Raw genomic sequence first — 26,258 nt, 5'->3', positions numbered from 1 at the left:
ACGACTCCAGTCTTTTCAGAGGCAAATATGGTTGATTTGAAAGCGCTGCAAATGCCCGTCATCGCGGACCCTGCCGAATTCGACAAGAACAGCGGCAATTGGCTCGAACGGCTCGTATTCAATCATCGCATCAGCGTGATCCTGTTTTGCGGGCTGCTGACGCTGTTCTTTGGCTGGAGTGCGCTCAAGCTTCCGGTCAACACCAGTTTCGAAAAAATGATTCCGCAGTCCCACCCCTATATCCAGAATTATCTGGAACACCGGGATGCGCTGCGAGGCATGGGCAATGCGACCCGTATTGTGGTCGAAAACACTCAGGGCGATATCTTCGACAAGGATTACCTGCTCGCCTTGCAGAAGGTCAACGACGCCGTCTACCTGATGTCGGGGGTTGACCAGGGCTGGATGCGCAGCTTGTGGACCAGCAGCCTGCGCTGGACTGAAGTCACCGAGGAGGGCTACCGCGGCGGCCCGGTCATTCCCGACCGCTGGGACGGCAGTCCGAAATCGATGGACCGCTTGCGTGAGAACATTAACCGCGCGGGTATTGTCGGCAGCTATGTGGCCAACAACCTCAAGTCGTCGATGATTTTCGTGCCCTTGCTCGACATCAATCCCGAAACCGGCAAGCCACTCGATTACGCGCAGTTATCCCGGCAGCTGGAAGCGCAGGTGCGCTCCCTGGAAACCGATACGATCAAGGTTCACATCATCGGTTTCGCCAAGATCGTCGGCGACTTGATCGACGGGCTGTATTCGGTCATGGCGTACTTCGGTTTCTCGGTATTGATTGCTACCGCTCTGGTGCTCTTCTATACCCGATGCCTGCGCAGCACTCTGTTGCTGGTATTTTGCGCCTTGCTTGGCGTGGTTTGGCTATTGGGGCTGCTCAGCGTTCTGGGCTATGTGCTGGACCCTTATTCGATCCTGGTACCCTTCCTGATTTTTGCCATCGGCCTGTCCCATGGTGCGCAGAAGATGAACGGCATCATGCAGGATGTAGGGCGCGGGACTCACAAGTACGTGGCTGCCCGCTATACATTCCGTCGGCTGTTCATGGCTGGCTTGACAGCGTTGCTGGTCAATATCGTCGGCTTTGCCGTATTGATCATTATCGACATTCCTGTGATTCGTGACATGGCCCTGACCACCAGTTTGGGCGTGGCGATCCTGATTTTCACCAAACTGTTTCTGATCCCTGTGTTGCTATCGTATTTTGGTGTCAGTGATCAGGCAGCCAAACGCAGTATTCAGACGTCTGAACAGGTGGAGTCAGGCCATAGCTCGATGCAACGAGTGCGTGCGGGTCTGATTCGTTTGACGGAGCGCCGTCCCGCCATGTTCGCTGTTGCGGGAGCGGTCGTGTTGGCGGGGGGAGGGCTGATGATCGGGCACCATGTGCAGTTTGGTGATCTCAACCCCGGAGCGCCGGAGTTGCGTCCCGAGTCGCGCTATAACCGCGATGTGGCTTTCGTGACGCAGAATTATGGCCTGTCCACCGACCAGTTCGTGGTCATGCTGAAAACTCCGGCGAATGGATGCACCGAATTTGCATCGCTCACTGAGGCTGATCGATTGAGCGCCCGCTTGCGCGAGTTGCCTGGTGTGCAGACCACGTTTTCACCGGCCGATGGTATTCGCCTGACGACCTCCGGGCTGTTCGAGGGCAACCCCAAATGGCAGACCATCCCACGTAACGCCAGTAACCGCACACAGGCGTTCAACATGTTTGCCACCGACCGCCCGGAGTTGGTCGATCGCTTCTGCGTGATCACTCCAGTGATTGCCTACCTGTCAGACCACAAGGCGGCGACGCTGGAGCGTGTGGTCAAGGAAGTGGAAGCCTACAGCGCCCAGTACAGCACCGAGTCGCGCACATTTCTGCTGGCAGCGGGTAGCGCAGGCATTGAGGCGACAACCAACATTGTGGTCAAGCGCAGTTTCTGGACCTTGCACCTGGTGCTTTACGGTGCCGTGGCATTGCTGTGTTTCATCACTTTCCGCAACTGGCGAGCGGTCGTTGTGGCACTGATCCCGTTGATCATCACCTCTATCCTCTGTGAGGCGCTTATGGTGATGCTGAACATCGGCATCAAGGTGGCGACCTTGCCGGTCATCGCGGTTGGGGTGGGCGTCGGTGTCGACTACGCGTTGTACCTGCTCAGCGTACAACTGGGCTTGCAACGGCACGGCATGACACTCGCGCGCTCGTATGAGGGATCGCTGGATTTCGTCGGGCGGATCGTGGGACTGGTCGGCCTGACAATGGCCGCCGGGGTGATTCCGTGGATCTGGTCTCCGATCAAGTTCCAGGCGGACATGGGGATTCTGCTCAGCTTCATGTTCCTCTGGAACATGGTCGGTGCATTGGTATTGATCCCGGCACTGTCCTACTTCCTGTTGCGTACACCGGCGGACGATACCGACCGTGAAAAAGTAGAAAAAAGCGCAAAGATCGATGACCCGATGGCGGTTCTGGAATCGCCGGACGGCGCCGACAAACTCGCCATTAAACTCCGCACCACAGCCTGAAACCCAGTGATGCACGGGGCAGATTTATCTGCTCCGTGCTCGCGTGCACCTTTTGACAACCTGCGGATGAGCTGGAGCCTACTGATGAATCTTGGTCTGGAAGGAAAAGTTGCGTTTGTTTCCGGAGGCAGTAAAGGCATAGGACGCGCCTGCTCTGAACTGCTTGCCGCTGAAGGATGCAAGGTCATGGTTGCCGCACGCAATAGTGATGCAATCGAGCTAACGGTGGCAGCGTTGCGTGATGCCGGTGGTATTGCCAGTGGCGTGATTGCTGACCTGACCCAGCCTGGCGATGTGCAACGAGCAGTGGGAGCAGCACGGCAGACCTTTGGCTCGCCAGACATTGTCATCACCAATGTTCACGGGGGAGAGCCAAGCGATTTTCTTGATGGGGATCCTGATGCGTTTCTCAATGCCTTTCAAAACCTGGTAATGAGTGTAGTGCACCTGGCGCGAGCAACCCTGCCGCATATGCGCGAGCAGCGCTGGGGGCGTCTGTTGACCATCGGTACCGCCGCGGCCAAGGAGCCGGCGCCAGGCTTGAATCTGATGGCTGCAACCACCGCACGTGCGGCGGTAGTCACGCTGAACAAATCCCTGGCCGATGAGTTCGCCGTCGATGGCATCACCGTCAACACGCTCGCCACGGGCTGGATCGCAACCACAACCATGCTCGAAGAAGTGGGGCGCATGGCCAAGGAGCGCGGTTTGGCCACCGACGCGCTGCTCCAGCGCTTGACCAAGAGCATTCCCGTTGGCCGCGCGGGCGATCCTCAAGAGATCGCCTCGTTGGCGGTGTACTTGTGCTCCGCTCGGGCGGGTTACATGAATGGTTGCCTTATCCCTGTCGATGGCGGCAGCCATCGCAGTGCCTGGTAATTAGCTGGAGTTGAATGCCCATGACCCTGTTGCACGCCCAGACCCTGTGGCAATTGCTGGAACGGCGCGCGGAATTGACGCCGCAAGCCCCCATGCTGATCGATGGCCGCAAACACCTGCACATGACCTTTGTCCAGGCACTGGATATTGCCGAGCGCTTGGCCGCGGGCTTTTACGAGCTCGGTATCAGTGCCGGCAGTCAGGTCACCTGGATGTTGCCCACGGGCTTGCCGGCAGTGATGACAGCCTTGGCCCTGGCGCGCCTAGGCGCTCTGCAAAACCCGATTATCTCGTTGTACGGTGAGCGCGAGGTTCACGGCGTTCTCGAGGGAAATGGTTCGGAGTTCTTGCTGGTTCCCGATAACGGGGAGCGTGATTTTCCGGCGATGGCCGAACGCCTGTGCCAGCAGCTCGAGTGGCCGCCGCAGGTGATTGTCATGGGTAATCAATTGCCACGTGGGCGGGCGTCAAGTTTACCGCCACCACCTAGCGACGGTCAGGCGGTGCGCTGGGTCTATTACACCTCGGGTACTACCTCGCAACCCAAGGGCGCTTGTCACACTGACGAAAGCTTGATGATCGGCGGGCGGAACCTGGCGAGATCAATGAGCGTCAGTGCCGCCGATGTCGGCAGCGTCGCTTTTCCGTACGCCCACATTGGCGGTGCGATGTACACCACTATGCTGCTGGCCTCAGGCATGAGCGTTGTGTTGCTCGACCGCTTCCAAGCCGAGGAAGTTGCTGAAATCTATCGCCGATATGCCGTGACACTCGCTGGCGGCAGCACAGCCCATTACCAGCTATTGCTTGCTGAACAAAGGCGCAATGCTCAAACGCCTTTATTGCCCGGGATGCGCGTGCTCTGCGGTGGGGGCGCTCCCAAACCGCCAGAACTCTATTACCAGGTCCGTGATGAGATAGGGTGCGGTCTGATTCATAACTACGGTATGACTGAAGTCCCGTTGATTTGCGCAGGCTTTGAGTCCGATACGGACGAGCAGTTGGCCAATGCCGACGGCATACCCATGCAGGACATCGAATTACGGATAATCCGCTCTGACGGCAGCCTGGCAGGGGAGGGGGAGTCGGGCGAAGTCCGGGTGCGCGGTAAGGCGGTGTTCAAGGGCTATACCGACCCTGCATTGAACGTGGTGTCATTCGATGACGACGGTTTTTTTCGCACCGGCGACCTGGGCATGCGCCGGGCCGATGGTCGTATCGTTCTGACCGGCCGGCTCAAGGATGTGATTATTCGCAAGGGCGAGAACATTTCGGCCAAGGAAATCGAAGACCTGCTGTTCACCCATCCCAAGGTGGCAGCCGTAGCGGTCATCGGCTTGCCGGATGAGCTGCGGGGCGAGCGAGTCTGCGCCGTCGTCGAACTGAAACCGGGCGTTCCGGCATTGCAGTTCGAGGAGATGGTCGATTTCTTCATGCAGGCCCAGGTGATGCGGCAGAAGATTCCCGAGCAACTGGAAATCGTTGAGCAACTGCCGCGCAATCAAACCTTGAACAAAATTCTCAAGCACGTCCTGCGTGAGCAATACGCTCACTGAGCGCCGCAATGACCGACTCGCTGTCGCTCAACGTGCTGTAAAGCGGCAGCAGGTTGCTGACGATAAAGTCGTGGCTTTGCGGTGTGGCACCGGCGATGCAGTCCTCGGGTACTACGACCTGATAACCCAAGTCTGATCCGCACAATGACAGGCCCGAAATAGCCACGTTGGTCGAAACACCGACCGGCACAATGGTCGTCACCCCCATGTTACGCAAGATCGAATCCAGGTCGGTACCGTGGAAACCCACCAGGCTGAAGCTGCGTGCATGCACGATGTCCGTGTCGTGAGGTGCCACTTCCGGAACTGACTTCACATCCTCTGAACCAACAATCATTCGGTTTTGCTTGGTCGAGCGGGCAATGATCACGCTGGTGCGCGGCAGGTCGACATAACCCGGACGATGCGCTACGTGAAGGTGCAATACCGGCAGTCCGGCGGCCCTGAACGCTTCCGCCAAGCGAGCGATGCGCGGCAGCACGCCGCGTTGCTGAACCTGCTCTGCAAGCCCTGGAAAATCAGACAGTTCCGGGTCGACGACACCCCGCTGGCATTCGCTGATGAGCAGTGCAGGGCGTTTTCCAGCTTCAAATCCTCTAGGCATGAATTTCTCTCTGACAGATTGGCCACGACGGGCAGTTTGAAATAGTGGTTGACACCGGCTGAGTATAGAATGAAAACTGACATAACGTTAGTTAATTGATTTAAACGTTCAGGAGTCTCTGATGGGAGTAATTGCAGATCAATCGCTGTCAGCCATGCTGCGCCAATCGGCCGATGACTTTCTGACAGGATCGCACAGCCCATCGCGCTTGCGGGGCTGGATAGGCCAGGCGCGACCGGTGGAATCATCGCTATGGCACGACATCGCAGCGTTAGGCTGGACTGGGTTGCTGCTTCCGGAAGCATTGGGTGGCAGCGGCTTGGGCTTGCGTGAGGCGACAGTCCTGTGCGAGGTGATGGGGGAGCGTTTGTTCGCCGAACCCTTTGTAGGATGTTGCGTGATGCCATCGTTGTTGCTCACGCAGGCGGAAAATGGCCCCGCCACCGAGCAATTGGCAGCGTGGCAGGTCAGCGGCGAACGCCTGCTGGCCTTGGCCTGGCAAGAACAGGCCGGGCAGATGGATCCGGAGCTGATCGAGTGCAAGGTAGATCAAGGCCGGCTCAGCGGGCGCAAAGTCTTTGTGCTGGGCGCTGAACATCAGTCTGTCTTGCTTGTATCTGCCCTCGAACACGGACAACCGGTGGTCGTCGCTGTCGCTGCGAATGCGCCAGGCGTACGGGTTGAAGCCTTCGCGGCAGGCATCGGGGCTCAGTACCATGTCGACTTCGATCAGGCTCCCGTGCTTTTTGAACAGGCACTGCTCAGGGGCCAGCCGGGGCTCAATGCCTTGCAACTCAGCCTGGCAGGCGGGCGTATCGCCCTGTCGGCGGAATTGGCGGGGCAGGCAGCGGGTTGCCTGCAACAGACTCTGGATTTCGTCAGCCAACGGGTGCAGTTCGAGCGTCCGCTGGGCACCTTCCAGAGCATTCAACATCGCTGCGTTGACCTGAGCATCGAACAGACGCTGGCGAAGGCCAGTTTGCAGCATGCGCTGACCTGCCATGAGCAGGCACCTCTGACGCAGGCCAGTCAGGCCGCTATCAGTGCCGCCAAGGCGCGATGTGCTCAAGCCGCCATCCTGACCGGCAAGCAAGCAGTGCAACTGCATGGCGCAATGGGTTTTGCCGAGGAAGTGGACATCGGCCTGTACTTGCGGGCGGCGATGTTCGGATCGGCCTGGTTAGGGTCGGTCTGGGATCACCGCCGTCAATTTGCGAAGCTCACTGGCGAAAACCCTATTGTAGCGGCGCTAGAACCCTTCGAAGCGTCGAGCACCAGTGATCCTCGTGAGTGGAGCGACGAGGAGTTCCGGGCGCGCCTGCGTGTCTGGCTGACGGAGTTTTACCCCGAGCATTTGCGGCAGAACGATCGCCGCCCATTCCTGCGCCTGCGCGGCGATGACCTGACCGGCTGGCTACGCTTGCTCAACGATCACGGCTGGCGTGCTCCCGCCTGGCCTCGTGAATACGGTGGCATGGGTATTTCCTTTCGTAAGCAGCTGATTTACCAAGAGGAGATGGAACGCGCTGGCGTCGGGCGGATTATCGACAACGGTGAAACCCAACTCGGTCCGACCATCATCAAAGGTGGCACCGAGGAGCAACGTGCGCGCATCCTGCCAAGGATCCTGGCCTGCGACGATATGTGGTGTCAGGGCTACTCCGAGCCAGGCGCGGGTTCCGACCTGGCCAGCCTGCGTACCCGCGCAGATCTTGACGGCGATGAGTTCGTCGTCAATGGACAGAAAATCTGGACCACTCACGCCGCTGAGTGCAGCCATATCTATGCGTTGGTGCGTACCGGCAAGTTTGAGAAAAAACAGCAGGGCATCAGTTTTCTGTTGATCGACCTGAGTGCTCCGGGCGTCAGCGTCCGTCCGATCGCCAACATTGCAGGCGAAGACGAGTTCTGCGAAGTGTTCTTCGACAACGTTCGCGTTCCGGCCAGCAACCTGTTGGGTGAACTGCATCAGGGCTGGAGCCTGGCCAAAGCGTTGTTGGGCCATGAGCGGATCTGGCTGGGCAGCGCGGCAATGGCTGGCAGTGCGCTGGAACTGGCCGGGCGGCTTGTGACGGAACTGAGCCTGGCCAATGACCGTGGCGTGCTCGATCGACTGGCTTGTTTGCAAGCAGACCTGCATGACTACCGACTTTTCTACGCACAAATCTGTGATCGCATCGCCGAAGCAGATGAACAACCGGGGCCGGAAGTTTCGATGCTCAAGGTTTACATCTCGGAGCTGTTGCAACGCATCACCGAATTTTGCGCGGAAATCGCCGGTGACTTTGGCGGCATCGTTGGAGACGTACGGATCGGCTCGCTGCTGACCGACTTGCACTGGCCGTTGATGATGGCGCGGCCCGTATCGATCTATGCCGGCGCCAATGAGGTCCAGCGCGACATTCTGGCCAAGGCTGTCCTGAAACTGCCCAGTGCTCCTCGCACCTGAGGCCCGAGCCACCGTGAACAACCGGATAACATCATGAGAGAAGCGGTTATTGTTTCCACTGCGCGCACACCGATCGGCAAGGCCCATCGAGGTGCTCTGAACGACATCAAGTCGCCGAGCCTGACAGCGCATGCCTTGTTGCACAGCACCTTGCGTGCCGCTGTTGATCCTTCTGAAGTCGAGGATGTGATCATTGGCGCCGCGATGGGAGCCGGAACAGCAGGGCGCAACCTGGCTCGCGCAGCGGCGTTGCGGGCCGGCTTTGGCGTCGGTGTCGCCGGCGCCACCGTCGATCGACAGTGTGCCTCGGGATTGATGGCTATCGGCATGGCCGCCAAGCAAATCCTGGTCGATGGCATGGACATCGTCATTGGCGGCGGCTCAGAGAATGTCAGCGCATTGACTCCCAGCTACCTTGAGTGGGCCATACGCGACAAGGATATGGATCTGGTGGAGCGGGTACCCTCTGCCTACATGCCGATGATCGAGACCGCCGAATACGTCGCTCGGCAGTACGGTATTTCGCGTCAGACCCAAGATGAATTTTCCCTGCAGGCCATGCAGCGCGCCGTCGCGGCCCAGGCCAGGGGTGTCTTCGCCGAAGAAATCGCACCAATGCAGGTCTCGCAAAAGCTGGTCGACAAACAGAGCGGGGAGATCAGTTACAAACGTTTCCTGTTCAGCGAAGACGAGTGCCTGCGTGCAAGCACAACCGCCGAAGGTCTGGCGGCACTCAAGCCAGTCATGGAGGGTGGCAGTATTACCGCTGGCAACGCCAGTCAGCTGTCCGACGGTGCCTCGGCCTGCCTGCTGATGGAAGCGCGTGTTGCTGAACAACGCGGGTTGAATCCGCTGGGCGCCTACCGGGGATTGATCGTCACTGGCTGTGCACCGGAAGAAATGGGTATTGGCCCAGTAACAGCGATTCCGAAGCTGCTGGGCAAACATGGTTTGACCATCGGCGATGTCGGTCTCTGGGAATTGAATGAAGCATTTGCCTGTCAGGCCTTGTATTGCCGTGACCACTTGGGTATCGATCCGGAAATATTCAACGTCAATGGCGGTGGCATCGGCCTTGGTCATCCGTTTGGCATGACCGGTTCGCGTCTGGTGGGCAGTGCCTTGCTGGAGGGGCGTCGACGCGGCGTACGCTTCGTCGTGGTGAGTATGTGCGTGGGTGGCGGTATGGGCGCGGCAGGGCTGTTTGAAGTCTACCCTTGACCCCTAACGCGACTTGAAAGGAAAGCCTGGAACCCGCGCTGGATTCCAGGCTTTTGCGTCCTGCCCAGGCTCAAAGGCGACCATTGGCCAGCGGCACCATTGATAGGGTCGACGGAGTGGATGATGAACGTCACAAACCCATTGGCAGTCTTCATGATCGCCGCCTCCCTCTGTGCTTGCACCACATCAACCGAGCAAGTGATGATCGTTTCTTTACTGGCCACTCAACGCAACGCCGGTCAGATTGCCAATGTGACACTGGCAAGCCGCGGTACTCAAACGGGGTTCAGCTTTATCATCAGTGGCATTCCAGGTGGCGTTTCTCTGCCCTTGCGACTCTACACCTTCATCTATAAGGGCAGCTGCCAGCAGCCGGGGCCTATCGCATTCTCGATGAATGATCAGGTCAATACTGAACGTGCCGCAGTACGCGGCTGGACCTACTCAAGAAGCGTGCCTGTCGCCCTGTCAGAACTACTCTCAGGCGAATACTCGATCGTTGTTAGAACCGCGCCGTCCGATGGCAACGTCGATATTTTCTGCGGGGAAATCCCGCAAGGAACCCGGCGAAACAACTGATTTCGCCAGGACTCAGAGCAACGCCTTGCGCGATGTCACAGCAGACTGCAGTTGACCGGTTCGCCCGTGTCTTCCAGGACTTTTAGCGGTCCCTGGGTACTGCCTGTCGCCTCATAGAACTGCTCGCACCAGGTCCGCAGCGCGGTATAGCCCGCGACGTCCTGTCTGGCATAGATCGGCCTTTGCACAAACTTCTGGTGTCTCCAGATCACCGCGTCCTCTTCGAAAAGAACGCGGGTATGTCGTGCCATTTGTCGAACGGATTCAGGCATGTGCTCAGGAGACTTTGGATCGCGCCGGAAGTAGTAGCTTACTCGCAGGTCTGATTTTTCATCGTCGATGGGCGTGCATGACAGCACCAGACGGCGCGCCAGGACCGGATGATCGAATATCGAGAAGTTCAGACCGACCCCGGCATTGCGAGCATGCAACAGCATCGCGACTTCCTTGGTGACCTTCGAGCGAAACCCCATGGTCGACTTCCAGATCGCCGTGCTGGTATCGAAGGCCAGCAGGAGTGGGTCTTCCGGGGCATTGTGGGCAAAGCGGAAGTGCATGGTATCGGCAGCGTTTTCGGTAATCAGTTGCGGATGGATGGGCTCCTCAGGCGCAAAGACCACAGCATGGGGATAGCACGGGTAATAATCGGCGGGATCTGCCGGGTGTTCGGGGTGATTGAATGCGTCGGGCAACCAGCCATCGCGGGGTGGACCACCGGCGGGGTCGTGCCACAGGAACATGATGCCGTGCTGCTCGACGACGTCCCACTTGCGTAGCTTCTTGCGAATGGGATGGTCCTGATAGGGAATCAGGGCGTTTTCACCCTGGGTGTTCCACTGCCAGCCATGGTAAGGGCAGGCGATGCAGTCGCCTTTCACTTTGCCGCCATAACCCAAATGCGCACCCATGTGGTGGCAGTGGGCATCGAGTACGGCAAGCTCGCCTGTTTCGCTACGGAATGCCACCAGATCATGCCCAAGGTATTTCATTGGTTTGACCGAGCCTGGAGCCAGTTCATCGCTCCAGCCGATCTGGAACCAACCGGTCGGTTTCATGGAAAGGTTCAACATCACACGGTCCTCTTGGTTTTGTTATAGCGGTGTGTTTGTTGTCATGGGTGCCCCGTGGGGCGTGTGGAGCAGCGTTGAAAAATCCGGAGCCTTATGCAGCGTCCGGATTTTTATGGCGAACGGGGAAGGGCAAAAAACCCTCAGGCCGCGCGCTCTGCTTCTGCCAACAACTCGTAGTGATGCATGCTGGTGCCAAGCGCTGCGTTGATCAGTGTCATGCGTTTGAAGTAGTGACCGATGACGTACTCCTCGGTCACGCCGATGCCGCCATGCAGCTGAATGGCCTGGCCGCACACGAATTGTCCGCTTTTGCCGATATGCGCCTTGACTGCCGACAGTGCCCGGTCGCGCTGCGCTGCATCGAGATCGAGGCTGGCCAATGCCAGGTGCAGCATGCTGCGCGAGAGTTCCAGCTCGATGAGCATTTCGCTCATTCGGTGCTGCAGGCTTTGGAAGTTGGAGAGAGTCTGCCCGAACTGTTTGCGAATCTTCAGGTAGTCGCGGGTGATCCACAGCGACTGTTCCATGACACCCACGGCTTCGGCGAACAGTCCGACCATGGCGTGGGCGTTGGCGTGGCTCAGCGCGGCATAGCCGTCGCCGACCTTGCCCAAAACCTGGGCCTCAGTCACCTCGACGTTAGTGAACACCAAGTGGCTGGCCCAACGATTATCGATCAGGCGGACATTGCGTTTGTCGATGCCAACCGTTTTGGCGTCGAGCAAGAACAGAGTGATGCCGTCGCGGTCCCCGGCCGCACCGGAGGTACGTACTGAAACGATGAACAGCTCGGCGATATTGCCACCGACCACGGCGACCTTTTCCCCATTCAAGCGCCAGCGACCCTGCGCTGTCTCGAAGGCGCGGGTCTGGACGAATGCCAACTCTCCACGCGCCGGTGCTTCTTCGTGGGCCAGCACGGGCAGTGCCATACCTTCGCCCATGGCCTGCAGCACCGCACGAGCTTTGGGGTCGTTGCTGGCTAGCAGGGTTTGCGCCGCCTGGATGGCCACGGCCCAATAGGGTTCGACGCAAAGCACACGGCCGAGCTCTTCCATCACCAAGGCACTTTCGATGGCTGAGCAGTTCATTCCCCCCAGATCTTCCGGCAGGCCCAGGGCCAGGAGCCCGAGTTCGGCCATCTGAAGCCAATGACCGCCATCGAAGGCGCCGTTATCGACGGTTGCACCGCGCTGTTCGAAGGAGCAATTGTCCTCCATGAACCGGCGAACGCTGTCTTTGAGCATGTTTTGCTCTTCATTGAGTTGAAAATCCATGCTCAGAGCTCCAGGAACGAACGGGCGATAATCGTGCGTTGAACTTCATTTGCACCACCGTAAATAGTGGTGGCGCGACGGTAGAAATAATCCGCCATGATGCCGGGCGCCGTGTTTGGGCCCGGTGGCCAGGTTCGCTGGCGTTGGGCGTCGCCCAATGGGTCGGGGTAGACATAGCTGGCGTGGCTGCCGAGGGCTTCGACTTGCAACTCGCCAATTTTTTGCAGGAGTTCCGAACCGCGGATTTTCAGCAGCGAGCCCACCGGCAAACGGACATGGCCTCCTGCTTTTTCGTGCAGGGCGCGCAGACTCAGCCAGCGCAATGCCAGCAAGTCAGTATTGAGTTGTGCCAGGCGACTAGCAAAGCCAGGCCGATCGATCAATCGCCGACCATCGTGCTGCGGTGTATTAAGCAAAGTCCGTAGGCGGGCGAGGTGGGCATTGTTGCGTGGCCATTCGGCACTGAACGCCCGCTCGTTTTCCAGCAGGAATTTAGCGTAGGTCCAACCCATGCCTTCCTCACCGACCAGATTGCTGACCGGAACCCGCACATCATCGAAGAAGACTTCGTTGAGGCTGTGACTTTCACCGATGTCATAAATCGGGCGAATAGTCACGCCCGGCGCCTGGCGGTCGACAAGAATCATCGAAATACCACGCTGACGTGCCTGCGGATCGGTCTTGGCGAGGATGAAAATCATGTCCGCGGTTTCAACGAACGAGGTCCAGATTTTCTGCCCGTTGATGACATATTCATCGCCGTCGCGTTCGGCACGCGTCGTCAAAGAGCCCAAGTCCGATCCGGCATTGGGTTCGGAAAAACCCTGGCCCCAAAAGACATCCCCGCTGAGGATGCGTGGGCCGTACTGTGCCTTCATGGTGTCGTTGGCGAAGGTCATGATTACCGGGCCGATCATCTTGAATCCAGCGGTATCGACCGCCGGCGCACCGGCCAGGATGCTTTCCTCTTCGAAAATGAACTGACGCACGGGCGACCATCCGGTGCCGCCCCAGGATGTCGGCCAATTGGCGCCGGACCAGCCCTGGGCGCGAAGGATCTTGGTCCACTGGCGGGTGTCTTCACGCAAGGGGTGGTAACCCCGGCGATTGCGTTCAGCCAGATCCTGGGGCAGTTTGGCCTTGAGGAAGGCACGGACTTCCTGACGGAAGCGCTCGTCTTCCTGATCGAGAGTGAAATGCATGAGCGAGATCCTTCGATGGCGGGCGACCAAGGCCGCCCGGGGCGTTTATTTGTTGGCGTTAAAAGGCTGGCCCTTGTCTGGCCGTGAATCCTGCGGCAGGCCAAGCACACGCTCGGCCAAGGTGTTAAGCAGTAACTCGTCGGTACCACCGGCAATACGCAAACTGGGGTCGAGCCAGGCGCTGGTGAAGTTGGTCTTGGCCTGAGAATCTTCATTCAGGACCAGGCTGTTCGGGCCCTGGATGTTCATCGCCATCCGACTTAAAGACTGGCGGGTGCGACCCAACAGCAATTTGCGCATGGCGCCTTCAGGGCCCGGAGCCTGGCCCTTGGCAAATGCCTCCAGGGCTTGGCGATGGATGGCGCGCAGGCCTTGGCGCTGGACGAATACATCGACGATGCTGGCGCGGATCTCAGCGTCATCAAGCGCGCGCTTGCCATTGATTTTCGACTGTCCGGCCAATGCGATGAATTTCTCCAGGCTGGGGGCGTAGCCGGATTCGTCGGTGACCGAATAGCGTTCGATCATCAGCGTTTCCACCGCGACCTTGAAACCACCATTGATCTCACCCAAGCGTTGATCGTCGGGAACGAAAACATCATCGAAGAACACTTCGTTGAGGTCGCTTTCCTCGCCCAGACGGCGGATCGGCACAACACTCACACCAGGGGATTTCATATCGACAAAGAAGTAGGTCAGCCCGGCGTGCTTGGGCAGACTCGGATCGGTGCGGGCAACGATCACACCCCAATCGGCGATTTGTGCCCAGCTGGTCCAGACCTTTTGCCCGCTCAGGCGCCAGCCACCTTCCACTGCAACAGCCTTCAAACGTAGTGACGCCAGGTCGGAGCCAGCCGAAGGCTCAGAAAACAGCTGACACCAGATCAACTCGCCACGGACAGTGGGCCTGGCCAGGCGCTCGGTCCAATAGGACGGGGCGTAGCGCAAGAAAATCGGTAGGGGGTTGTTCAGGCTGATGCTGAAGTAGACCAGTGGCAGGTCATAACGCATCTCTTCTTCGCTGAAGACGACTTTTTCCAGCTCGCTGCCACCCGCACCATCAAACTCCGTTGGCAGGGTGATGCAGGCGTAGCCGTGTTCTGCCTTGAGGGCTTGCCAGGCGCGAGCCAGGTCCAGGTCCTCTTTGAAGCTCAGCCCTCGCCGTGCTTGTCCAGCGTAAAGGGGGGCGTGCTCTGCCAGCCAGGATCTGGCGCGTTCGCGATAGCGTTCGAGTGTATTGCTCATGATGGGTCCGCCGTTATCCATGATTCGCCGTTTCCAGCCCGATTTCGTTCAGCAGACATTCACGCCAGTAGTGGATGCTGCCCAGTTCCAGGGCGAGCGTGCGTGAGCGGCGGTAGTGGTGATGAGGCATGGCTTCCCATGTCATACCCATGCCGCCGTGGATATGCAGTCCTTCCTGGGCGATGTAGTCGTAGGCTTTGGTTGCTGCGATACGTGCTGCTGCGCTCAATTGGCGACTCTCTACCAAGCTGTTTTCCCAGGCATTGAGCGCGTCATTGGTGCAACCCTTGGCGATTTCCAGCAAGCAGTAAGCTTCGGCGAGCTTGTGCTTGATCCCCTGGAAGCTACCAATCTGTTGACCGAAGGCACGACGCTCGCGGGCATAATCACAGGCCAGATCCAGGCTGGCCCGGGCGCCGCCGATCTGCTCGCTGGCGCAGGCGAGGGCCGCCAGGTTGGCGATATCCAGAATCAAGTCGACACCGCCCAGTGGTGTGGCCGGGACCTGCTTGAACTGCAGGACAGCAGCGGCACGGGCGTTGTCGAGGGTATTGAAGGTTCGGCGGGTGACACCGGGGTGTGCTAGGTCGACCAGATAGAGCCCGTTGCCTTGTTCGCCTTGTGCCTGGACCAGTGCAATGTCGGCAACGCTGGCAAAGGCTGCCAGGGCCTTTTCGCCCTGCAATATGCCGTTGCTTGCCAACAATGACGGGCTTGTCGCCAAGCCACTGTCCTCTGGATCCGCCAAGGCCAGGCAGGCGATCTTGCCTCCGTTGGCCAATGCTTCGATCAAGGTGCTCCAATTGCCTTTGGCGAACTGCAGGGCATGAGCAGCCACGGCGTTGCCAATCAGCGGTAATGACGTGGTCAGGCGCCCGGTTTCTTCGCAAAGCACGCCAAGGCCGCTCCAGCCTAGACCCAAACCACCCGATTGCTCGGTTACCGCGACACTTGGCCAGCCCTGGTCGACGGCATGACTCCACAAGTGTCGATCGAAACTGGCGGGTGTATCCAGGAGCGACTTCAAGTGTTCCGGGGTGGCTTGATCCTTTAGCAGGCGCCTGGCCTGTTCGCGGATCGAAGCGAGACTTTCGGCGTGTTCTTCTTGCATGCGGGCTCTCTCAGACAGGCGTGAACAGAGGTAAGTGAACATCCTCGATAGCTTCGAAGACCACACGTACCCGCTGACCAATGAAGGACGATTCGGGCGCGCAGCCGACGATGTTGGTCGTCAGTTGCAGGCTTTTGTGGTCGTCGAGTGAAACGATGGCGACGGCATAAGGCACAGGCTGGTCAGGCGACCACGGCTGATGATTGATCGTCAGTGCCTCGATAGTGCCCAGGCCCGAAACCGCCTGCGGCGCGAGGTTTCGGCTCAGGCACTGCGGGCAGATGATTCCCGGCGGATGCAGCCAATGGTCGCAGTCGTTGCAGCGCAGAAAGCGCAATTTGCCGTCGGCGCCACTGGTCCAGAAAAACCGGTTGAGATCATCCAGCTGTGGCAATACGCGTTTGTAGGCAGTGCTCATAAGAATCTCCAGCGTTGACGGGGAGGAAGTGAACATCATGCTTGAGCCTGCATAGTGCTTCCACCGCTAGTCATTTATCGCTCAAAACTAACATGTTGTTATTTTTAGAGCATCTCAAACAAAGATGCAATAGGCCGTCTATAAGATGTTTGATCTTCATCGATATGTGGCGTAAGGATGTTGCCGAACACGCTTTTTCTGTTGTATAAGCTGATACATGGTCAGTTATTAACAAGAAAAGAGGAGAGTCTAGATGTCGGACGCATTAGTAGTGGTCACCGGCGCTGCGGGTGCAGTGGGCCGTGTTGTCGCGCAAACCTTTCTGGCGCAGGGCCGCCCGGTTGTGTTGGTCGATTGCAGTGAGCAAGCGCTGCAAGCGGTTTATGAGGGTGTCTCTGGCGACAAGCATTTCGTGGTCGTCGACCTGACCGACACCGCAGCGACTCAGACAGCGCTGGGCAAGGTATTCCAGGAAAAAGGGCCGGCCGGCGTGCTGTGCAACATTGCCGGTGGATTTGCTATGGGAAGTGACGTGCATGACGCTGACGGCACTGTTTGGCAGCAAATGATGGACCTGAACGTCGCGACCGTGCTCAACACCTGTCGCGCTACCGTGCCGGGAATGCTGGCAGCCGGCGCAGGCAAAATTATCAACGTATCGGCCGCTTCCGCCATCACAGGCAAGGGTTCGATGGGCGCCTATTGCGCAGCAAAAAGCAGCGTGGCGCGGATCACCGAATCCATGGCCCAGGAGCTGCGTGGCCATGGCATTAACGTCAATGCCGTCGCCCCGAGCATCATCGACAGCGCTGCGAACCGTGCCGCGATGCCAGATGTAGATCCGAGCCTTTGGGTCTCGCCGCAGCAGTTGGCAGCAGTTTTCCAATTCCTGGCCAGTGATGCTGCCAGCGCGCTCAACGGCGCCGTCATTCCAGTAGTAGGCCTGTCCTGATACAGCCGACTGTTATGTTAAGTTTCCTTGCGCCGTACAACGACCTGCCCGGTACTGATCGGGTAGGTGAACAGCAAAATGGTGGAAGGACTTTCATGTCAGTAAAACCCAAGGGGCGGCCTCGTCGTGAATTGGACGAGGCGCTGCTCCAGGCAGCCGCCGACGAATTTCTGGAGTTCGGCTACACCGATGCCAATCTCGGTCGTATCGCGGAGGCCGGGAAGACAACAAAGCCGGCACTGTATAGGCGTTTTCCCAGCAAGGAGTTGTTGTTTGAGGCTGTGCTCGAGCACATCTCCAGGGATTTCGAACTCGATTTAAGTTTTTTGCTGGTTGATCGGCCAGTCGCGCAATTGCTCTACGAGTTGGCCCTGCTGTTTTACGACAAACTCGGTACCCCGCGTGTCATGGCCATGTCTCGGTTAGGTGCGCATGAGAGCGTCAGATTTCCTCAGCTGATTATCAATTTCCGTGAAGAGGTCATGAGCGGTTTCATGGCGCAGTTGACAGGCTGGCTCGACCAACTCAACGCAAAAGGTGTGGTGCAAATGTCGAACACACTCGACGCCGCGATTATCTTTTTGACCCTTGCGGGCCGCACCCATGAACGACTAATGGGGGTGCAGCTGGCGCAAGAGCAGGTGGAACCTCACTTAAGAGAAATCGTGCGCTTTTTTCTTGCGGGCTACGCACCGCGTCCGCGGTGAATCGCCTCCGCGTCTTGGCACTGCCGGGGGGGCATACGTGATCATGAGTGTCAGCTACCAACGGGAGGGGCTATGTACGATGTCATGAACGGTGTACGCGTAATCGAAGTTGCGGAACACACCTATGTGCCAGCTGCAGCGATGGTGCTGGCGGACTGGGGCGCGGATGTCATCAAGGTTGAGCGCGCTCAGGGTGGAGACGCTTCGCGGCATATGCGTCTGCCGGGCGCGGACGGGCGGGTCAATCCATTCTTTGAAACCGGCAACCGCGGTAAACGCGGCATCGCCTTGGACCTGACCCAGGAGGCGGGTCGAGAGCAGTTGTATCGATTGATCGAGGGTGCCGATGTGTTCCTCACCAACTTGCGTGCCGATGCGCGGGCAAAGCTGGGTATCGAGCCGCAGGATTTGCTCAAGCGCAATCCGCGTTTGATCTACGCACGCGGTACTGGCTACGGTTTGCACGGTGCCATGGCCAACGATGGCGGGTTCGACTACCCCACGGCTTGGTGCCGCGCCGGTGCGGCGTTCAACCAGACGTTGCCGGATGAACCACCACCCAAACAACCCGGCTCCATCGGCGACCTTACCGGGGGCGTCACCCTGGCAGGGGCCATTGCCGCAGCCCTGTTTCGCCGCGAGCGCACCGGCAAGGGTGCAGTGGTCGATAACGCGCTGTACATGGTCGGTACGTATTTGATGTCACAGTCTCTGCTGGCTACCAGTATTGGCGTACCGACTATTCCCATCGAGAGGCAGAAAGACAGTTCGTTCGCCTTGGCCAACAATTACCGCACACGCGACGGCCGCTGGTTGACTATCTGCCTGTTGATGGAGAAGTGGTGGCCGGATTTTGTCGCTCATATCGAACGGCCGGCGCTGCTCAGCGATCCGCGCTTCAAGGATGCGGCTTCACGGCATGCCAACTCGCGCGCACTGGTGGGCGAACTCAACGAAGTGTTCGCTACCCGTAATTACGCAGAGTGGTGCGAGCGCTTCAAGACGTTGGAAGGTGTCTGGTCCCCGATTCAGAGCCCCGCTGAAGTACTGGCCGATCCACAGGCGTTGGAAAATGGCTTCATCAGTTCGGTAGATATCGACGAACACAGCCAGTACCAGGTGGGTGTATCGCCGGCGCAATTCGATGAGCAACCGATTGGAAGACTCATGGCTGGCCCTGGATTTGGTGAACACACCGATGAAGTGCTACGCGAGATCGGTTTGACCGATGCCCAGTTGAGGGCTTTGCGCGATTCAGGCGCCATTCGCTAGCGAACGATGTGAATGCCCCGCATCGACGCGCTAAGCGTGGTGCGGGGGCAGGCGAATTCGGGCTATTAACCGATCGGATAGGTAATGGCCTTTTCCAGCAGATACTCTTTGAGCCAGTGCGGGCCGAATTCCCGTCCGATACCCGAGTGTTTGTAGCCACCAAAGGGGGCCTTGACGTAAAGGTCTCCGGTACCACCGTTGATGGCAACTCCGCCTGATCTTAGTTTTTGCGCAATGCGAAACGCAGCAGAGCGATCAGATGACATCACGGCACCACTGAGACCAAATTTTGAATCGTTAGCTATGTGTATCGCCTGTTCATCGGTGTCGAAACCGATGATCACGCCGATTGGCCCGAAGACTTCCTCTTGCGCCAGTCGAGATGCATTGTCCACGTTGTCAAAAACGGTCGGCTCGTAGAAAAAGCCTTTATCAATATGGGCTGGTCGCTTGCCACCGGCGATCAGGGTTGCGCCGCTCTCCAACCCCAGTTGTACATAGTATTCGGTCTTGGCGCGGGCACTTTCGCGAATCAGTGGACCGACGATCACGTTGGGATCTTGTGGATCGCCGATCTTCAACTGGGCTAGAACCGCTTTCATGGTCTCGGCGAATGCCGGTCGAATGGAGTTGTGCACCAGAAAGCGGGTGAGCAGGGCGCAACCCTGGCCGGCGTGTAGCGAAATACTGAAGGCTGCCAGGCTCGCGGCTTTGACCACATCGGCGTCATGTCTGACGATCATTGCCGATTTACCGCCCAGTTCCAGGTGAACCTTCTTCAGGGTGCTGGCCGACTGACGCAAAATGACCGAGCCGACGGTATCGGAGCCGGTAAAGCTGATGAGGTCAACGCGCGGATCTTCGGTCAGCATCGCCCCGACTTCGGGGCCGCCGGTAACAACACTCAGTACGCCGTTGGGTAGTTGCGCTTCGATGATGATTTCGGCCAGCAGCAAGCCGGAGAAAGGCGTGAATTGCGAGGGTTTGATCACCACCGTGTTCCCTGTGAGCAACGCCGGTACGGCTTTTACGATGTTGAGCAGAAAAGGGTAATTATACGGGGTGATACCCACTACTACGCCGTAAGGTTCGAACAGAGTGACGCCGGCCCCCAGCAAGTCAGGTGCTGAAGGGTCGAAAGGGTTGGGCTTTGACTCTATCGCGATCGGTTCAGGTTCGATCTTTTGCGCCAGCGCGATCGCGTAGTCGATGGCTTCGATAGCACCGTTGAACTGGGCACTGTTCATCAGCATGTGCACGGCCCCGACTTCTTCGATCAGCAGCTGCTTGATCAGGTCCTGACGGCTGATAATGGACGCACGAAAACGCTTTATGGCCTCAATGCGCTCGGGCATCTGCATGGCAGGCCAGGGGCCGTTATCGAAAGCGTTGCGGGCAGCCGCAATGGCAAGATCGACTTCCGGTTTGCCGCCTAGAGGGGCTTGGCCAATGATTTCCTCGGTCGCTGGATTGCAAATGGTTTCATAGCCCTCGGAAGGGGAAACCCATTGGCCGTCGATGTAAAATTTTTTTATGTCGGTGAAGGGCGTCGGCATTGCAGTCATCCTTTCTATTTGTTGTGCAATGGAAGGCGGCTGTATTCAGTTTGCGACCCCGGTAAGGTGCCCCGATGTCGCGGTTTGCGGATTGGCCAGTTCCGCGGCGATGATTTCGGCGGCGCGCAAAGCGATAGCCATGGCAGGGGCGTTGGTATTGCCTGAGATCAATGCTGGCATGATCGATGTGTCCACCACCCTGAGCCCCGATACCCCACGAACCTTCAGGCTTGGGTCCAATACTGATTCGGTATCGCTGCCCATGCGGCAGGTGCCGGACACGTGGAAGGCGGTGCCTCCCCACTGTTTGAAGGCTTCCAGGATTTCTTCCTCGCTTTGGGCATCGGCACTCGGTGTAGTCGCGCCGACGAGATAGGGGGCCAAGGCCGGTTGTGAGGCAAGCTGGCGGATCCAGCGGTACATGGAAATGGCGGCCGCACGATCGGTTGCCGATTGCAGATAGTTGGCGCAGATGTAGGGCGGCACATCGGGGTTGGCAGAGCGAATCGACACCTCACCCTGGCTTTGCGGGCGCATGAAATAGCCGCCCAAGGTCAGTCCGGGTTGCTTTTCGGGTACGACTTCATCTTCTCCGTAAGTCAGCGAGTACAGGCTAATACCGATTTGTGCGTCGGGACGGTCGAGCTCGGGGCGGGTTTTGACGAAACCGCCAATTTCATGTGCGCTATGGGTGAGCGGACCTTTTCTGCCGGTGTAGTACTGCCACACGGAGCGCAGCAGGCCCAAGCCGAAAAAACGATGATTCAGGCTGTGGCTTTTCACGCGGTACTGCATGGCAAGGAAGAAGTGCTCGCGCAAGTTACGACCCACTTGGGGAGCATCCTTGACCACGGCAATGCCATGGGACTCGAGCAGCGCGGCAGGCCCTATGCCGGAGAGCTGCAGCAATTTGGGCGACTGAATGGCACCGGCGCAGACGATGATCTCCTTACCCGCGTCTATCGCGCGTTCACCCCGGCTGTCACGCACAGTCACACTGGTTGCACGCCTGTCTTCAAAGTTGATCCACAGGACATCGGTCAGTGTCAGGACGTCCAGGTTCGGGCGGTTGCGCACTGGATCAAGAAAGGCTTTCGCGGCACTGTAGCGCTGGCCATGCCAGATGTTCTGGGTTTGGTAACCCAGCCCGCCAGGCCCGGCGGTGTTGGCCAGGTTGATATCATCCACTCGAGGTGTTCCCGCTTGCACGCCCGCAGTCAGCACGGCTTCGCACAGTGGGTCGCCTGAAGATTGAACTGAAATCTTGAGCGGCCCTCCGATACCTCGCTCTGGTGCGGCCCCCAGTGCATGGTCCTCGAGCTCGACGAAATGCCGTCCCATGTTGTCCCAGCCCCAACCGGTGCAACCGGCGGCTTCCCACGCGTCATAGTCTTCGGGTGCACCACGCACATAGACCATGCCATTGATGGAGCTCGATCCACCGATGGCGCGACCTTTGAGCCAGATGTCTTCAGCTTGTTGGGGGGCTCGCGAAACCTTGTAATCCCAGACATGCGGGTTACCCGGAGTCAGCAATTTGCCTATGCCGCGGGGCATGGCAATCAATGCGTTGGTGTCATCCGGGCCGCTTTCAATCAGCAGTACGGACACGGAGTGCCGGGACGAGAGGCGATTCGCCAAGACGCAGCCTGCGGAGCCGGCTCCCACTATGATGTAGTCGTATTGCTCATTCATTTTGCTGTCCCAGGGGTCGTTTTATTGTTCTGCTGTTTGGGCGCTGGCAGACCACCGGGCTCAGGTGCCGGGGTCGGTAATCGGTGAGGGTTATGGCTGACATGAGCCGGTCAGCTTGCTTCGATCATCGCGAAATCTTGCTTGGCCGCTCCGCACTCCGGGCAGACCCACGTCTCGGGGATGTCGTGCCAGAACGTCCCGGGCAAGATGCCTTCCTCAGGTAAGCCCAGGTTTTCGTCGTAGGTAAAGCCACAGAAGAAGCACTGCCATTTCTTCATTTCCATCAGCCTCTTGTTATGTTTTGGGCGTGCCGGAACAAGTGGTATTGACTGTTGGTCAGTTTTTCACCTTGAGTGAAAGGAGGGATGATTCTCATGCGTTACTTTTGAGTAATATAACTTTGGTTTTTATGGGTTGCCAATGACGCCAATGCTATTTCTCCGGGGCAATCCGAAGGGGCCTGGATTTCTGAATAACTATCATGTAGTCAGTTGTTGCGTGGTGGAAGCCCTTTGCCGCTGTGCCACCGATGACTATCTGCCTTTCCATTCGGGCGTACGTTTTTCATGAAATGCACGCACGCCAATCTGCACATCCTCAGATGCCTGTAACCTCAAACCCGCGGCTTCGACATCAAGGCGTAATTGCGACTCTCCGAGTGCCAGTGCCTGGCGCGCTACCATCAGAGTCTCCTGAACGGCCAGTGGTGCATTGGCAGCGATTTGCCGTGCCAGTTGAAGGGCAGCCTCCAGCACGAGTTCATCGTCCACTGACTGGTTGATCAGGCCGAGTGCTTTTGCGCGTTCGGCTTCAAGTCGATTGCCGGTCAATAGCAACTCCATCGCAACGGCCGGTGCAATGCGCCGGATCAGTCGATAGATACCGCCAGCGCCGGCGATCAACCCGCGCTTGACCTCGGGCAAGGTGAAGTTGGCATTGTTGCCCGCAATGATCAGGTCACAGGCCAGCGCCAGCTCAGTACCACCGCCAAGTGCCGCGCCACGAACGGCAGCAATCCAGGGTTTGCGTCGCTCGGCATGAATCAGGCCACACATGCCGGATTGGTTGACGGCGATCTGTTCGCCGATACCGGCGGCGATGTCGTCGAGGTCGGCACCTGCGCAAAACGCCAGAGGCCCGGTACCTGTCAGGACCACGACGCGGATGTCAGGGTTGGCTTCAGTCTCTTCGACCAAGCGGGCGAGGGTTTGTGAAGCGCTGACGTTGATAGCATTGCGCTTATTCGGACGATTGAGTGTGATCAGCGCAATACCGCCATTCAGGTGCTGATAGATGACTTCTTCGGTCATGATTGCTTCCAGTGTCGTAGGTGGGTATAACTGATGGTATGACAGTTATTGTCTGGCTAGTACCCACACCGACATGGAATACTTATGAAAGCGCTGCTGTGCAAAGCATTCGGCACCGCCGACAGCCTGGTTCTGGAAGATATCGCGAGCCCTGTACCCGGGAGCGACGAAGTTCTAATAGATGTGCACATGGCCGGCGTTAACTTTCCCGATACCTTGCTGATTGAAGGCAAGTACCAGATCAAGCCGCCATTTCCCTTTGCCCCGGGAGGCGAGGCAGCTGGTGTAGTGGCCGCGGTGGGGGCCGGCGTTAGTCATCTTCACCCGGGTGACAAAGTCATGGCATTGACCGGCTGGGGCAGTTTCGCCGAGCAGGTCGTGGTACAGGCAAAACAGGTAATGTCAATGCCGGCCAGCATGGACTTTGCCGGCGCAGCAGGGTTCGGTGTGACCTATGGCACGTCGATGCATGCCCTGTGTCAGCGTGCCAGGCTGCAAAAGGGCGAAACTTTGTTGGTGCTGGGCGCTTCTGGTGGTGTGGGCCTTGCTGCCGTGGAGATCGGCTGGGCGATGGGGGCACATGTCATTGCGGCCGCCAGCAGTAAGCAGAAACTTGAAGTTACCCGGACAGCAGGGGCCCACGAGCTGATCTGTTATGGAAAGGGCAGCCTCAAAGAGCAGGTCAATGCGCTGACCGAAGGCCGTGGTGCCGATGTGATCTTCGATCCGGTGGGGGCGATTTGTTCGATCAAGCGATACGAGCTATTGCCTGGAATGGCCGCTTGTTAGTGATCGGTTTTGCCAGCGGGCGCATTCCACAATTGCCGGTCAACCTCACTTTGCTCAAGGGCGCGGCGGTCCTGGGCGTGTTCTGGGGGGCTTTCACCCAGCACCAGCCGCAAGAAAACCAGGCCAACTATCGAAAGCTGTTTGCCTGGCACGCTGAAGGCAAGCTGCGTCCATTGGTTTCACAGTGCTACGCATTGGCTAGCGCAGGCGATGCGCTCGAAGCGCTACGCATGCGCAAGGCGGTGGGCAAGCTTGTGGTTAAGATACGTTAGGGGAGTTGCTGATGGTTATTGTGGAAACGGTTATAGCGCTTCGCAAAATTGTGGCCCGCGCACGGAGCGAAAACAAAAAAATCGCGCTCGTCGCTACGATGGGCAACTTGCATGAGGGCCACATCGCACTGATAGATGTAGCTAAACAACATGCCGATTTCGTAGTGGCGACTATCTTTGTGAATCCTCTTCAATTCGGGCCTTCAGAGGATTTGGAAAAGTATCCTCGGACGCCAGAGGCCGACCAGTCCAAGTTAAAGGACGCTGGCTGTGATTTGCTGTTTTTACCCGATGTGGCTGAGATGTACCCCGAGGGGTTTGAGGCCCAACCAATTGTCAGCGTTCCGAGAGTATCAGACGGTCTTTGTGGTGCAGCTCGGCCGGGACATTTCAATGGAATGGCGACGATCGTCAGTAAAATGTTCAACGTCGTCCAGCCAGACATAGCCGTCTTTGGAGAAAAGGATTATCAGCAGTTGGCTGTGATCCGTGCGATGGTTAGAAATTTGAACATCCCGATCGCAATTTTGGGTGCGCCTACCGTCCGGGCCTCTGATGGATTGGCGCTTTCGTCCCGTAATGGATACCTCAATGAGCAGGAGCGTGCCGCTGCTCCGATCCTTTATCGATGCCTCAAGGACGTTGCCCTGTCTTTACAGCGCGGAAGTCCGGACATTGAACAACTGCTGGATGAGCAATGTAAGCGCATAACCTCCTCTGGGTTTCAGTTGGAGTATCTGGAAATAAGGAACGCGCATGATTTGAGCCTTACGTCGGAAACGTCCGGCCATCTGGTAATTCTCGTCGCGGCGCGTCTAGGGAAGACTCGGCTTATTGATAATGTTGTGGTCAACGTAAGTGAGTTGTAACGGACTGCCGCGCCGTTGCCGGCAACTCGCAAACGCCCCCTAATCTTGAGCATCAACGGTGGAGCCCAGAGGGTCGCTAAGCTGGAGGTGCACCTCGCAGTGCGGCTGTGCAATGCCGCACCGCAGAAAGTCTTCTAGCGCTGGCCCGACATCTCGACATAAAGCCCTTCACACACGGCGCGCATCCAGGCCATTAACGTTTGCATTAGATGGCTGACTGATTCCATCCTTAATGAAAAGAATTCCAATCGTAGTGAAAACTCATGTCAGTTTGCGTTCTTGGCAGAGCACATGCCGACGCTTACCAAGGGGCGCTGCGCAGTTTGATCAATAGTTTGTCAGTTTCGATCATGAATGCCACGGCGCGCCTTTTATCCATTTGGATGACTGGCGGGGAGAAGATCTCCTGGGCGTTTCTCTGATCGCTAGCTGTAGATCTACTCTGATCGTAGTCCTAGTACTTTACAGTCGTTCATTGCCTTCATCCATTTATCTCTACCGGCTTGACCTGACCTCGGCTCGGTCAGTCAAGCCACTTCCTAATTAGTCAGTGCCCAGATAGTTAACTATTTCGACATAGGGGCATGCAGCATTTCGCGTAACCACTCTTTGGCAGTTTCCATTTTAAGATCTAATGACTTCATTTTATTTTCTAATGACCACTGAAGGCTGTGTAGACCGTAGTTGCGATAG

21 protein-coding genes and 1 pseudogene are annotated in these 26,258 nt (G+C 57.9%); 11 read left to right on the top strand and 11 right to left on the bottom strand.

Going from position 1 to position 26,258, the window contains the following annotated elements:
* Positions 1-27 precede the first annotated feature (27 nt).
* The 3 genes from ABVN21_RS14990 (at position 28) to ABVN21_RS14980 (ending at position 4,967) form a co-directional block, all read left to right on the top strand.
* Complete coding sequence (locus tag ABVN21_RS14990; RefSeq protein ID WP_339552861.1) at positions 28-2,532, top strand: MMPL family transporter; 2,505 nt, start codon at positions 28-30, stop codon at positions 2,530-2,532.
* An 84-nt stretch (positions 2,533-2,616) separates the two neighbouring features.
* Positions 2,617-3,411 carry an SDR family oxidoreductase gene (locus ABVN21_RS14985; protein ID WP_339552862.1) on the top strand — a complete coding sequence of 265 codons (795 nt, stop codon included), beginning with the start codon at positions 2,617-2,619 and terminating at the stop codon, positions 3,409-3,411.
* Between the two features lie 20 nt (positions 3,412-3,431).
* Positions 3,432-4,967, top strand: coding sequence for an AMP-binding protein (locus ABVN21_RS14980; RefSeq protein WP_339552863.1), 1,536 nt, complete (start codon positions 3,432-3,434; stop codon positions 4,965-4,967).
* On the opposite strand, the gene ABVN21_RS14975 is transcribed toward ABVN21_RS14980, so the two are convergent.
* The gene (locus ABVN21_RS14975; RefSeq protein WP_339552864.1) at positions 4,933-5,571 is read right to left on the bottom strand and encodes an isochorismatase family cysteine hydrolase; all 639 of its coding nucleotides are present in this window, start codon (positions 5,569-5,571) and stop codon (positions 4,933-4,935) included. The genes ABVN21_RS14980 and ABVN21_RS14975 overlap by 35 nt on opposite strands.
* Before the next feature lie 121 nt (positions 5,572-5,692).
* On the opposite strand from ABVN21_RS14975, the gene ABVN21_RS14970 reads away from it, so the two are divergent.
* The 3 genes from ABVN21_RS14970 to ABVN21_RS14960 all read left to right on the top strand — a co-directional run bounded on the left by ABVN21_RS14970 (position 5,693) and on the right by ABVN21_RS14960 (position 9,820).
* Positions 5,693-8,020, top strand: coding sequence for an acyl-CoA dehydrogenase (locus ABVN21_RS14970; protein WP_339552865.1), 2,328 nt, complete (start codon positions 5,693-5,695; stop codon positions 8,018-8,020).
* 33 nt (positions 8,021-8,053) lie between these two features.
* On the top strand, positions 8,054-9,241 hold the full coding sequence (locus ABVN21_RS14965) for an acetyl-CoA C-acyltransferase (protein ID WP_339552866.1): 1,188 nt from the start codon (positions 8,054-8,056) through the stop codon (positions 9,239-9,241).
* A gap of 123 nt (positions 9,242-9,364) precedes the next feature.
* Positions 9,365-9,820: a hypothetical protein gene (locus tag ABVN21_RS14960; RefSeq protein WP_339552867.1), complete on the top strand. Its 456-nt coding sequence runs from the start codon at positions 9,365-9,367 to the stop codon at positions 9,818-9,820.
* A gap of 35 nt (positions 9,821-9,855) precedes the next feature.
* On the opposite strand, the gene ABVN21_RS14955 is transcribed toward ABVN21_RS14960, so the two are convergent.
* The 6 genes from ABVN21_RS14955 to ABVN21_RS14930 form a co-directional block, all read right to left on the bottom strand.
* Positions 9,856-10,890 (bottom strand): Rieske 2Fe-2S domain-containing protein, encoded by a 1,035-nt coding sequence (locus ABVN21_RS14955; protein ID WP_339552868.1) that lies wholly within the window; start codon positions 10,888-10,890, stop codon positions 9,856-9,858.
* A 140-nt stretch (positions 10,891-11,030) separates the two neighbouring features.
* The gene (locus ABVN21_RS14950) at positions 11,031-12,167 is read right to left on the bottom strand and encodes an acyl-CoA dehydrogenase family protein (protein WP_339552869.1); all 1,137 of its coding nucleotides are present in this window, start codon (positions 12,165-12,167) and stop codon (positions 11,031-11,033) included.
* Between the two features lie 2 nt (positions 12,168-12,169).
* Positions 12,170-13,369 (bottom strand): acyl-CoA dehydrogenase family protein, encoded by a 1,200-nt coding sequence (locus ABVN21_RS14945; RefSeq protein ID WP_339552870.1) that lies wholly within the window; start codon positions 13,367-13,369, stop codon positions 12,170-12,172.
* Positions 13,370-13,414: 45 nt separating this feature from the next.
* A complete protein-coding gene (locus ABVN21_RS14940; protein WP_339552871.1) occupies positions 13,415-14,614 on the bottom strand; it encodes an acyl-CoA dehydrogenase family protein in 1,200 nt (399 codons plus the stop codon).
* A gap of 13 nt (positions 14,615-14,627) precedes the next feature.
* The gene (locus tag ABVN21_RS14935) at positions 14,628-15,725 is read right to left on the bottom strand and encodes an acyl-CoA dehydrogenase family protein (protein ID WP_339552872.1); all 1,098 of its coding nucleotides are present in this window, start codon (positions 15,723-15,725) and stop codon (positions 14,628-14,630) included.
* A 10-nt stretch (positions 15,726-15,735) separates the two neighbouring features.
* Positions 15,736-16,143 carry an OB-fold domain-containing protein gene (locus tag ABVN21_RS14930; protein WP_339552873.1) on the bottom strand — a complete coding sequence of 136 codons (408 nt, stop codon included), beginning with the start codon at positions 16,141-16,143 and terminating at the stop codon, positions 15,736-15,738.
* Positions 16,144-16,396: 253 nt separating this feature from the next.
* Between ABVN21_RS14930 and ABVN21_RS14925 the strand changes: the two genes are divergently transcribed.
* The 3 genes from ABVN21_RS14925 (at position 16,397) to ABVN21_RS14915 (ending at position 19,074) form a co-directional block, all read left to right on the top strand.
* A complete protein-coding gene (locus ABVN21_RS14925) occupies positions 16,397-17,095 on the top strand; it encodes an SDR family NAD(P)-dependent oxidoreductase (RefSeq protein ID WP_339552874.1) in 699 nt (232 codons plus the stop codon).
* A gap of 95 nt (positions 17,096-17,190) precedes the next feature.
* Complete coding sequence (locus ABVN21_RS14920; RefSeq protein ID WP_339552876.1) at positions 17,191-17,802, top strand: TetR/AcrR family transcriptional regulator; 612 nt, start codon at positions 17,191-17,193, stop codon at positions 17,800-17,802.
* Between the two features lie 72 nt (positions 17,803-17,874).
* Complete coding sequence (locus ABVN21_RS14915; RefSeq protein WP_339552877.1) at positions 17,875-19,074, top strand: CoA transferase; 1,200 nt, start codon at positions 17,875-17,877, stop codon at positions 19,072-19,074.
* Positions 19,075-19,139: 65 nt separating this feature from the next.
* Here the strand turns inward: ABVN21_RS14915 and ABVN21_RS14910 are convergent, their stop codons facing one another.
* From ABVN21_RS14910 to ABVN21_RS14895, 4 genes are all read right to left on the bottom strand, one after another.
* Positions 19,140-20,630, bottom strand: a complete 1,491-nt coding sequence (locus ABVN21_RS14910; protein WP_339552879.1) for an aldehyde dehydrogenase family protein — start codon at positions 20,628-20,630, stop codon at positions 19,140-19,142.
* Positions 20,631-20,675: 45 nt separating this feature from the next.
* Entirely contained in the window at positions 20,676-22,325 is a 1,650-nt protein-coding gene (locus ABVN21_RS14905; protein WP_339552880.1) for a GMC family oxidoreductase N-terminal domain-containing protein, read from the bottom strand.
* 110 nt (positions 22,326-22,435) lie between these two features.
* Positions 22,436-22,603: a rubredoxin gene (locus ABVN21_RS14900; protein WP_353637247.1), complete on the bottom strand. Its 168-nt coding sequence runs from the start codon at positions 22,601-22,603 to the stop codon at positions 22,436-22,438.
* A gap of 255 nt (positions 22,604-22,858) precedes the next feature.
* Complete coding sequence (locus tag ABVN21_RS14895) at positions 22,859-23,635, bottom strand: enoyl-CoA hydratase-related protein (RefSeq protein ID WP_339552883.1); 777 nt, start codon at positions 23,633-23,635, stop codon at positions 22,859-22,861.
* Between the two features lie 84 nt (positions 23,636-23,719).
* Here ABVN21_RS14895 and ABVN21_RS14890 point away from each other — a divergent pair.
* Both ABVN21_RS14890 and panC read left to right on the top strand, forming a co-directional pair.
* Positions 23,720-24,696 (top strand): annotated as a pseudogene (locus tag ABVN21_RS14890) (NADPH:quinone oxidoreductase family protein).
* Between the two features lie 11 nt (positions 24,697-24,707).
* Positions 24,708-25,565: a pantoate--beta-alanine ligase gene (gene panC, locus ABVN21_RS14885; RefSeq protein WP_339552885.1), complete on the top strand. Its 858-nt coding sequence runs from the start codon at positions 24,708-24,710 to the stop codon at positions 25,563-25,565.
* Positions 25,566-26,258 lie beyond the last annotated feature (693 nt).

Origin of the sequence: Pseudomonas sp. MYb327 (genome assembly GCF_040438925.1) — a bacterium.
Taxonomy (GTDB): domain Bacteria; phylum Pseudomonadota; class Gammaproteobacteria; order Pseudomonadales; family Pseudomonadaceae; genus Aquipseudomonas.
Note: the sequence above shows the minus strand (reverse complement) of the source record. Positions and strands in the feature narration are given on the sequence as shown.

What these genes read in the sequence shown, in the direction of transcription:
- ABVN21_RS14990 (WP_339552861.1), top strand. Translation starts at nt 28, where the DNA reads ATGGTTGATTTGAAAGCGCTGCAAATGCCCGTCATCGCGGACCCTGCC.
- ABVN21_RS14985 (WP_339552862.1), top strand. Translation starts at nt 2,617, where the DNA reads ATGAATCTTGGTCTGGAAGGAAAAGTTGCGTTTGTTTCCGGAGGCAGT.
- ABVN21_RS14980 (WP_339552863.1), top strand. Translation starts at nt 3,432, where the DNA reads ATGACCCTGTTGCACGCCCAGACCCTGTGGCAATTGCTGGAACGGCGC.
- ABVN21_RS14975 (WP_339552864.1), bottom strand. Translation starts at nt 5,571, where the DNA reads ATGCCTAGAGGATTTGAAGCTGGAAAACGCCCTGCACTGCTCATCAGC.
- ABVN21_RS14970 (WP_339552865.1), top strand. Translation starts at nt 5,693, where the DNA reads ATGGGAGTAATTGCAGATCAATCGCTGTCAGCCATGCTGCGCCAATCG.
- ABVN21_RS14965 (WP_339552866.1), top strand. Translation starts at nt 8,054, where the DNA reads ATGAGAGAAGCGGTTATTGTTTCCACTGCGCGCACACCGATCGGCAAG.
- ABVN21_RS14960 (WP_339552867.1), top strand. Translation starts at nt 9,365, where the DNA reads ATGAACGTCACAAACCCATTGGCAGTCTTCATGATCGCCGCCTCCCTC.
- ABVN21_RS14955 (WP_339552868.1), bottom strand. Translation starts at nt 10,890, where the DNA reads ATGTTGAACCTTTCCATGAAACCGACCGGTTGGTTCCAGATCGGCTGG.
- ABVN21_RS14950 (WP_339552869.1), bottom strand. Translation starts at nt 12,167, where the DNA reads ATGGATTTTCAACTCAATGAAGAGCAAAACATGCTCAAAGACAGCGTT.
- ABVN21_RS14945 (WP_339552870.1), bottom strand. Translation starts at nt 13,369, where the DNA reads ATGCATTTCACTCTCGATCAGGAAGACGAGCGCTTCCGTCAGGAAGTC.
- ABVN21_RS14940 (WP_339552871.1), bottom strand. Translation starts at nt 14,614, where the DNA reads ATGAGCAATACACTCGAACGCTATCGCGAACGCGCCAGATCCTGGCTG.
- ABVN21_RS14935 (WP_339552872.1), bottom strand. Translation starts at nt 15,725, where the DNA reads ATGCAAGAAGAACACGCCGAAAGTCTCGCTTCGATCCGCGAACAGGCC.
- ABVN21_RS14930 (WP_339552873.1), bottom strand. Translation starts at nt 16,143, where the DNA reads ATGAGCACTGCCTACAAACGCGTATTGCCACAGCTGGATGATCTCAAC.
- ABVN21_RS14925 (WP_339552874.1), top strand. Translation starts at nt 16,397, where the DNA reads ATGTCGGACGCATTAGTAGTGGTCACCGGCGCTGCGGGTGCAGTGGGC.
- ABVN21_RS14920 (WP_339552876.1), top strand. Translation starts at nt 17,191, where the DNA reads ATGTCAGTAAAACCCAAGGGGCGGCCTCGTCGTGAATTGGACGAGGCG.
- ABVN21_RS14915 (WP_339552877.1), top strand. Translation starts at nt 17,875, where the DNA reads ATGTACGATGTCATGAACGGTGTACGCGTAATCGAAGTTGCGGAACAC.
- ABVN21_RS14910 (WP_339552879.1), bottom strand. Translation starts at nt 20,630, where the DNA reads ATGCCGACGCCCTTCACCGACATAAAAAAATTTTACATCGACGGCCAA.
- ABVN21_RS14905 (WP_339552880.1), bottom strand. Translation starts at nt 22,325, where the DNA reads ATGAATGAGCAATACGACTACATCATAGTGGGAGCCGGCTCCGCAGGC.
- ABVN21_RS14900 (WP_353637247.1), bottom strand. Translation starts at nt 22,603, where the DNA reads ATGAAGAAATGGCAGTGCTTCTTCTGTGGCTTTACCTACGACGAAAAC.
- ABVN21_RS14895 (WP_339552883.1), bottom strand. Translation starts at nt 23,635, where the DNA reads ATGACCGAAGAAGTCATCTATCAGCACCTGAATGGCGGTATTGCGCTG.
- panC (WP_339552885.1), top strand. Translation starts at nt 24,708, where the DNA reads ATGGTTATTGTGGAAACGGTTATAGCGCTTCGCAAAATTGTGGCCCGC.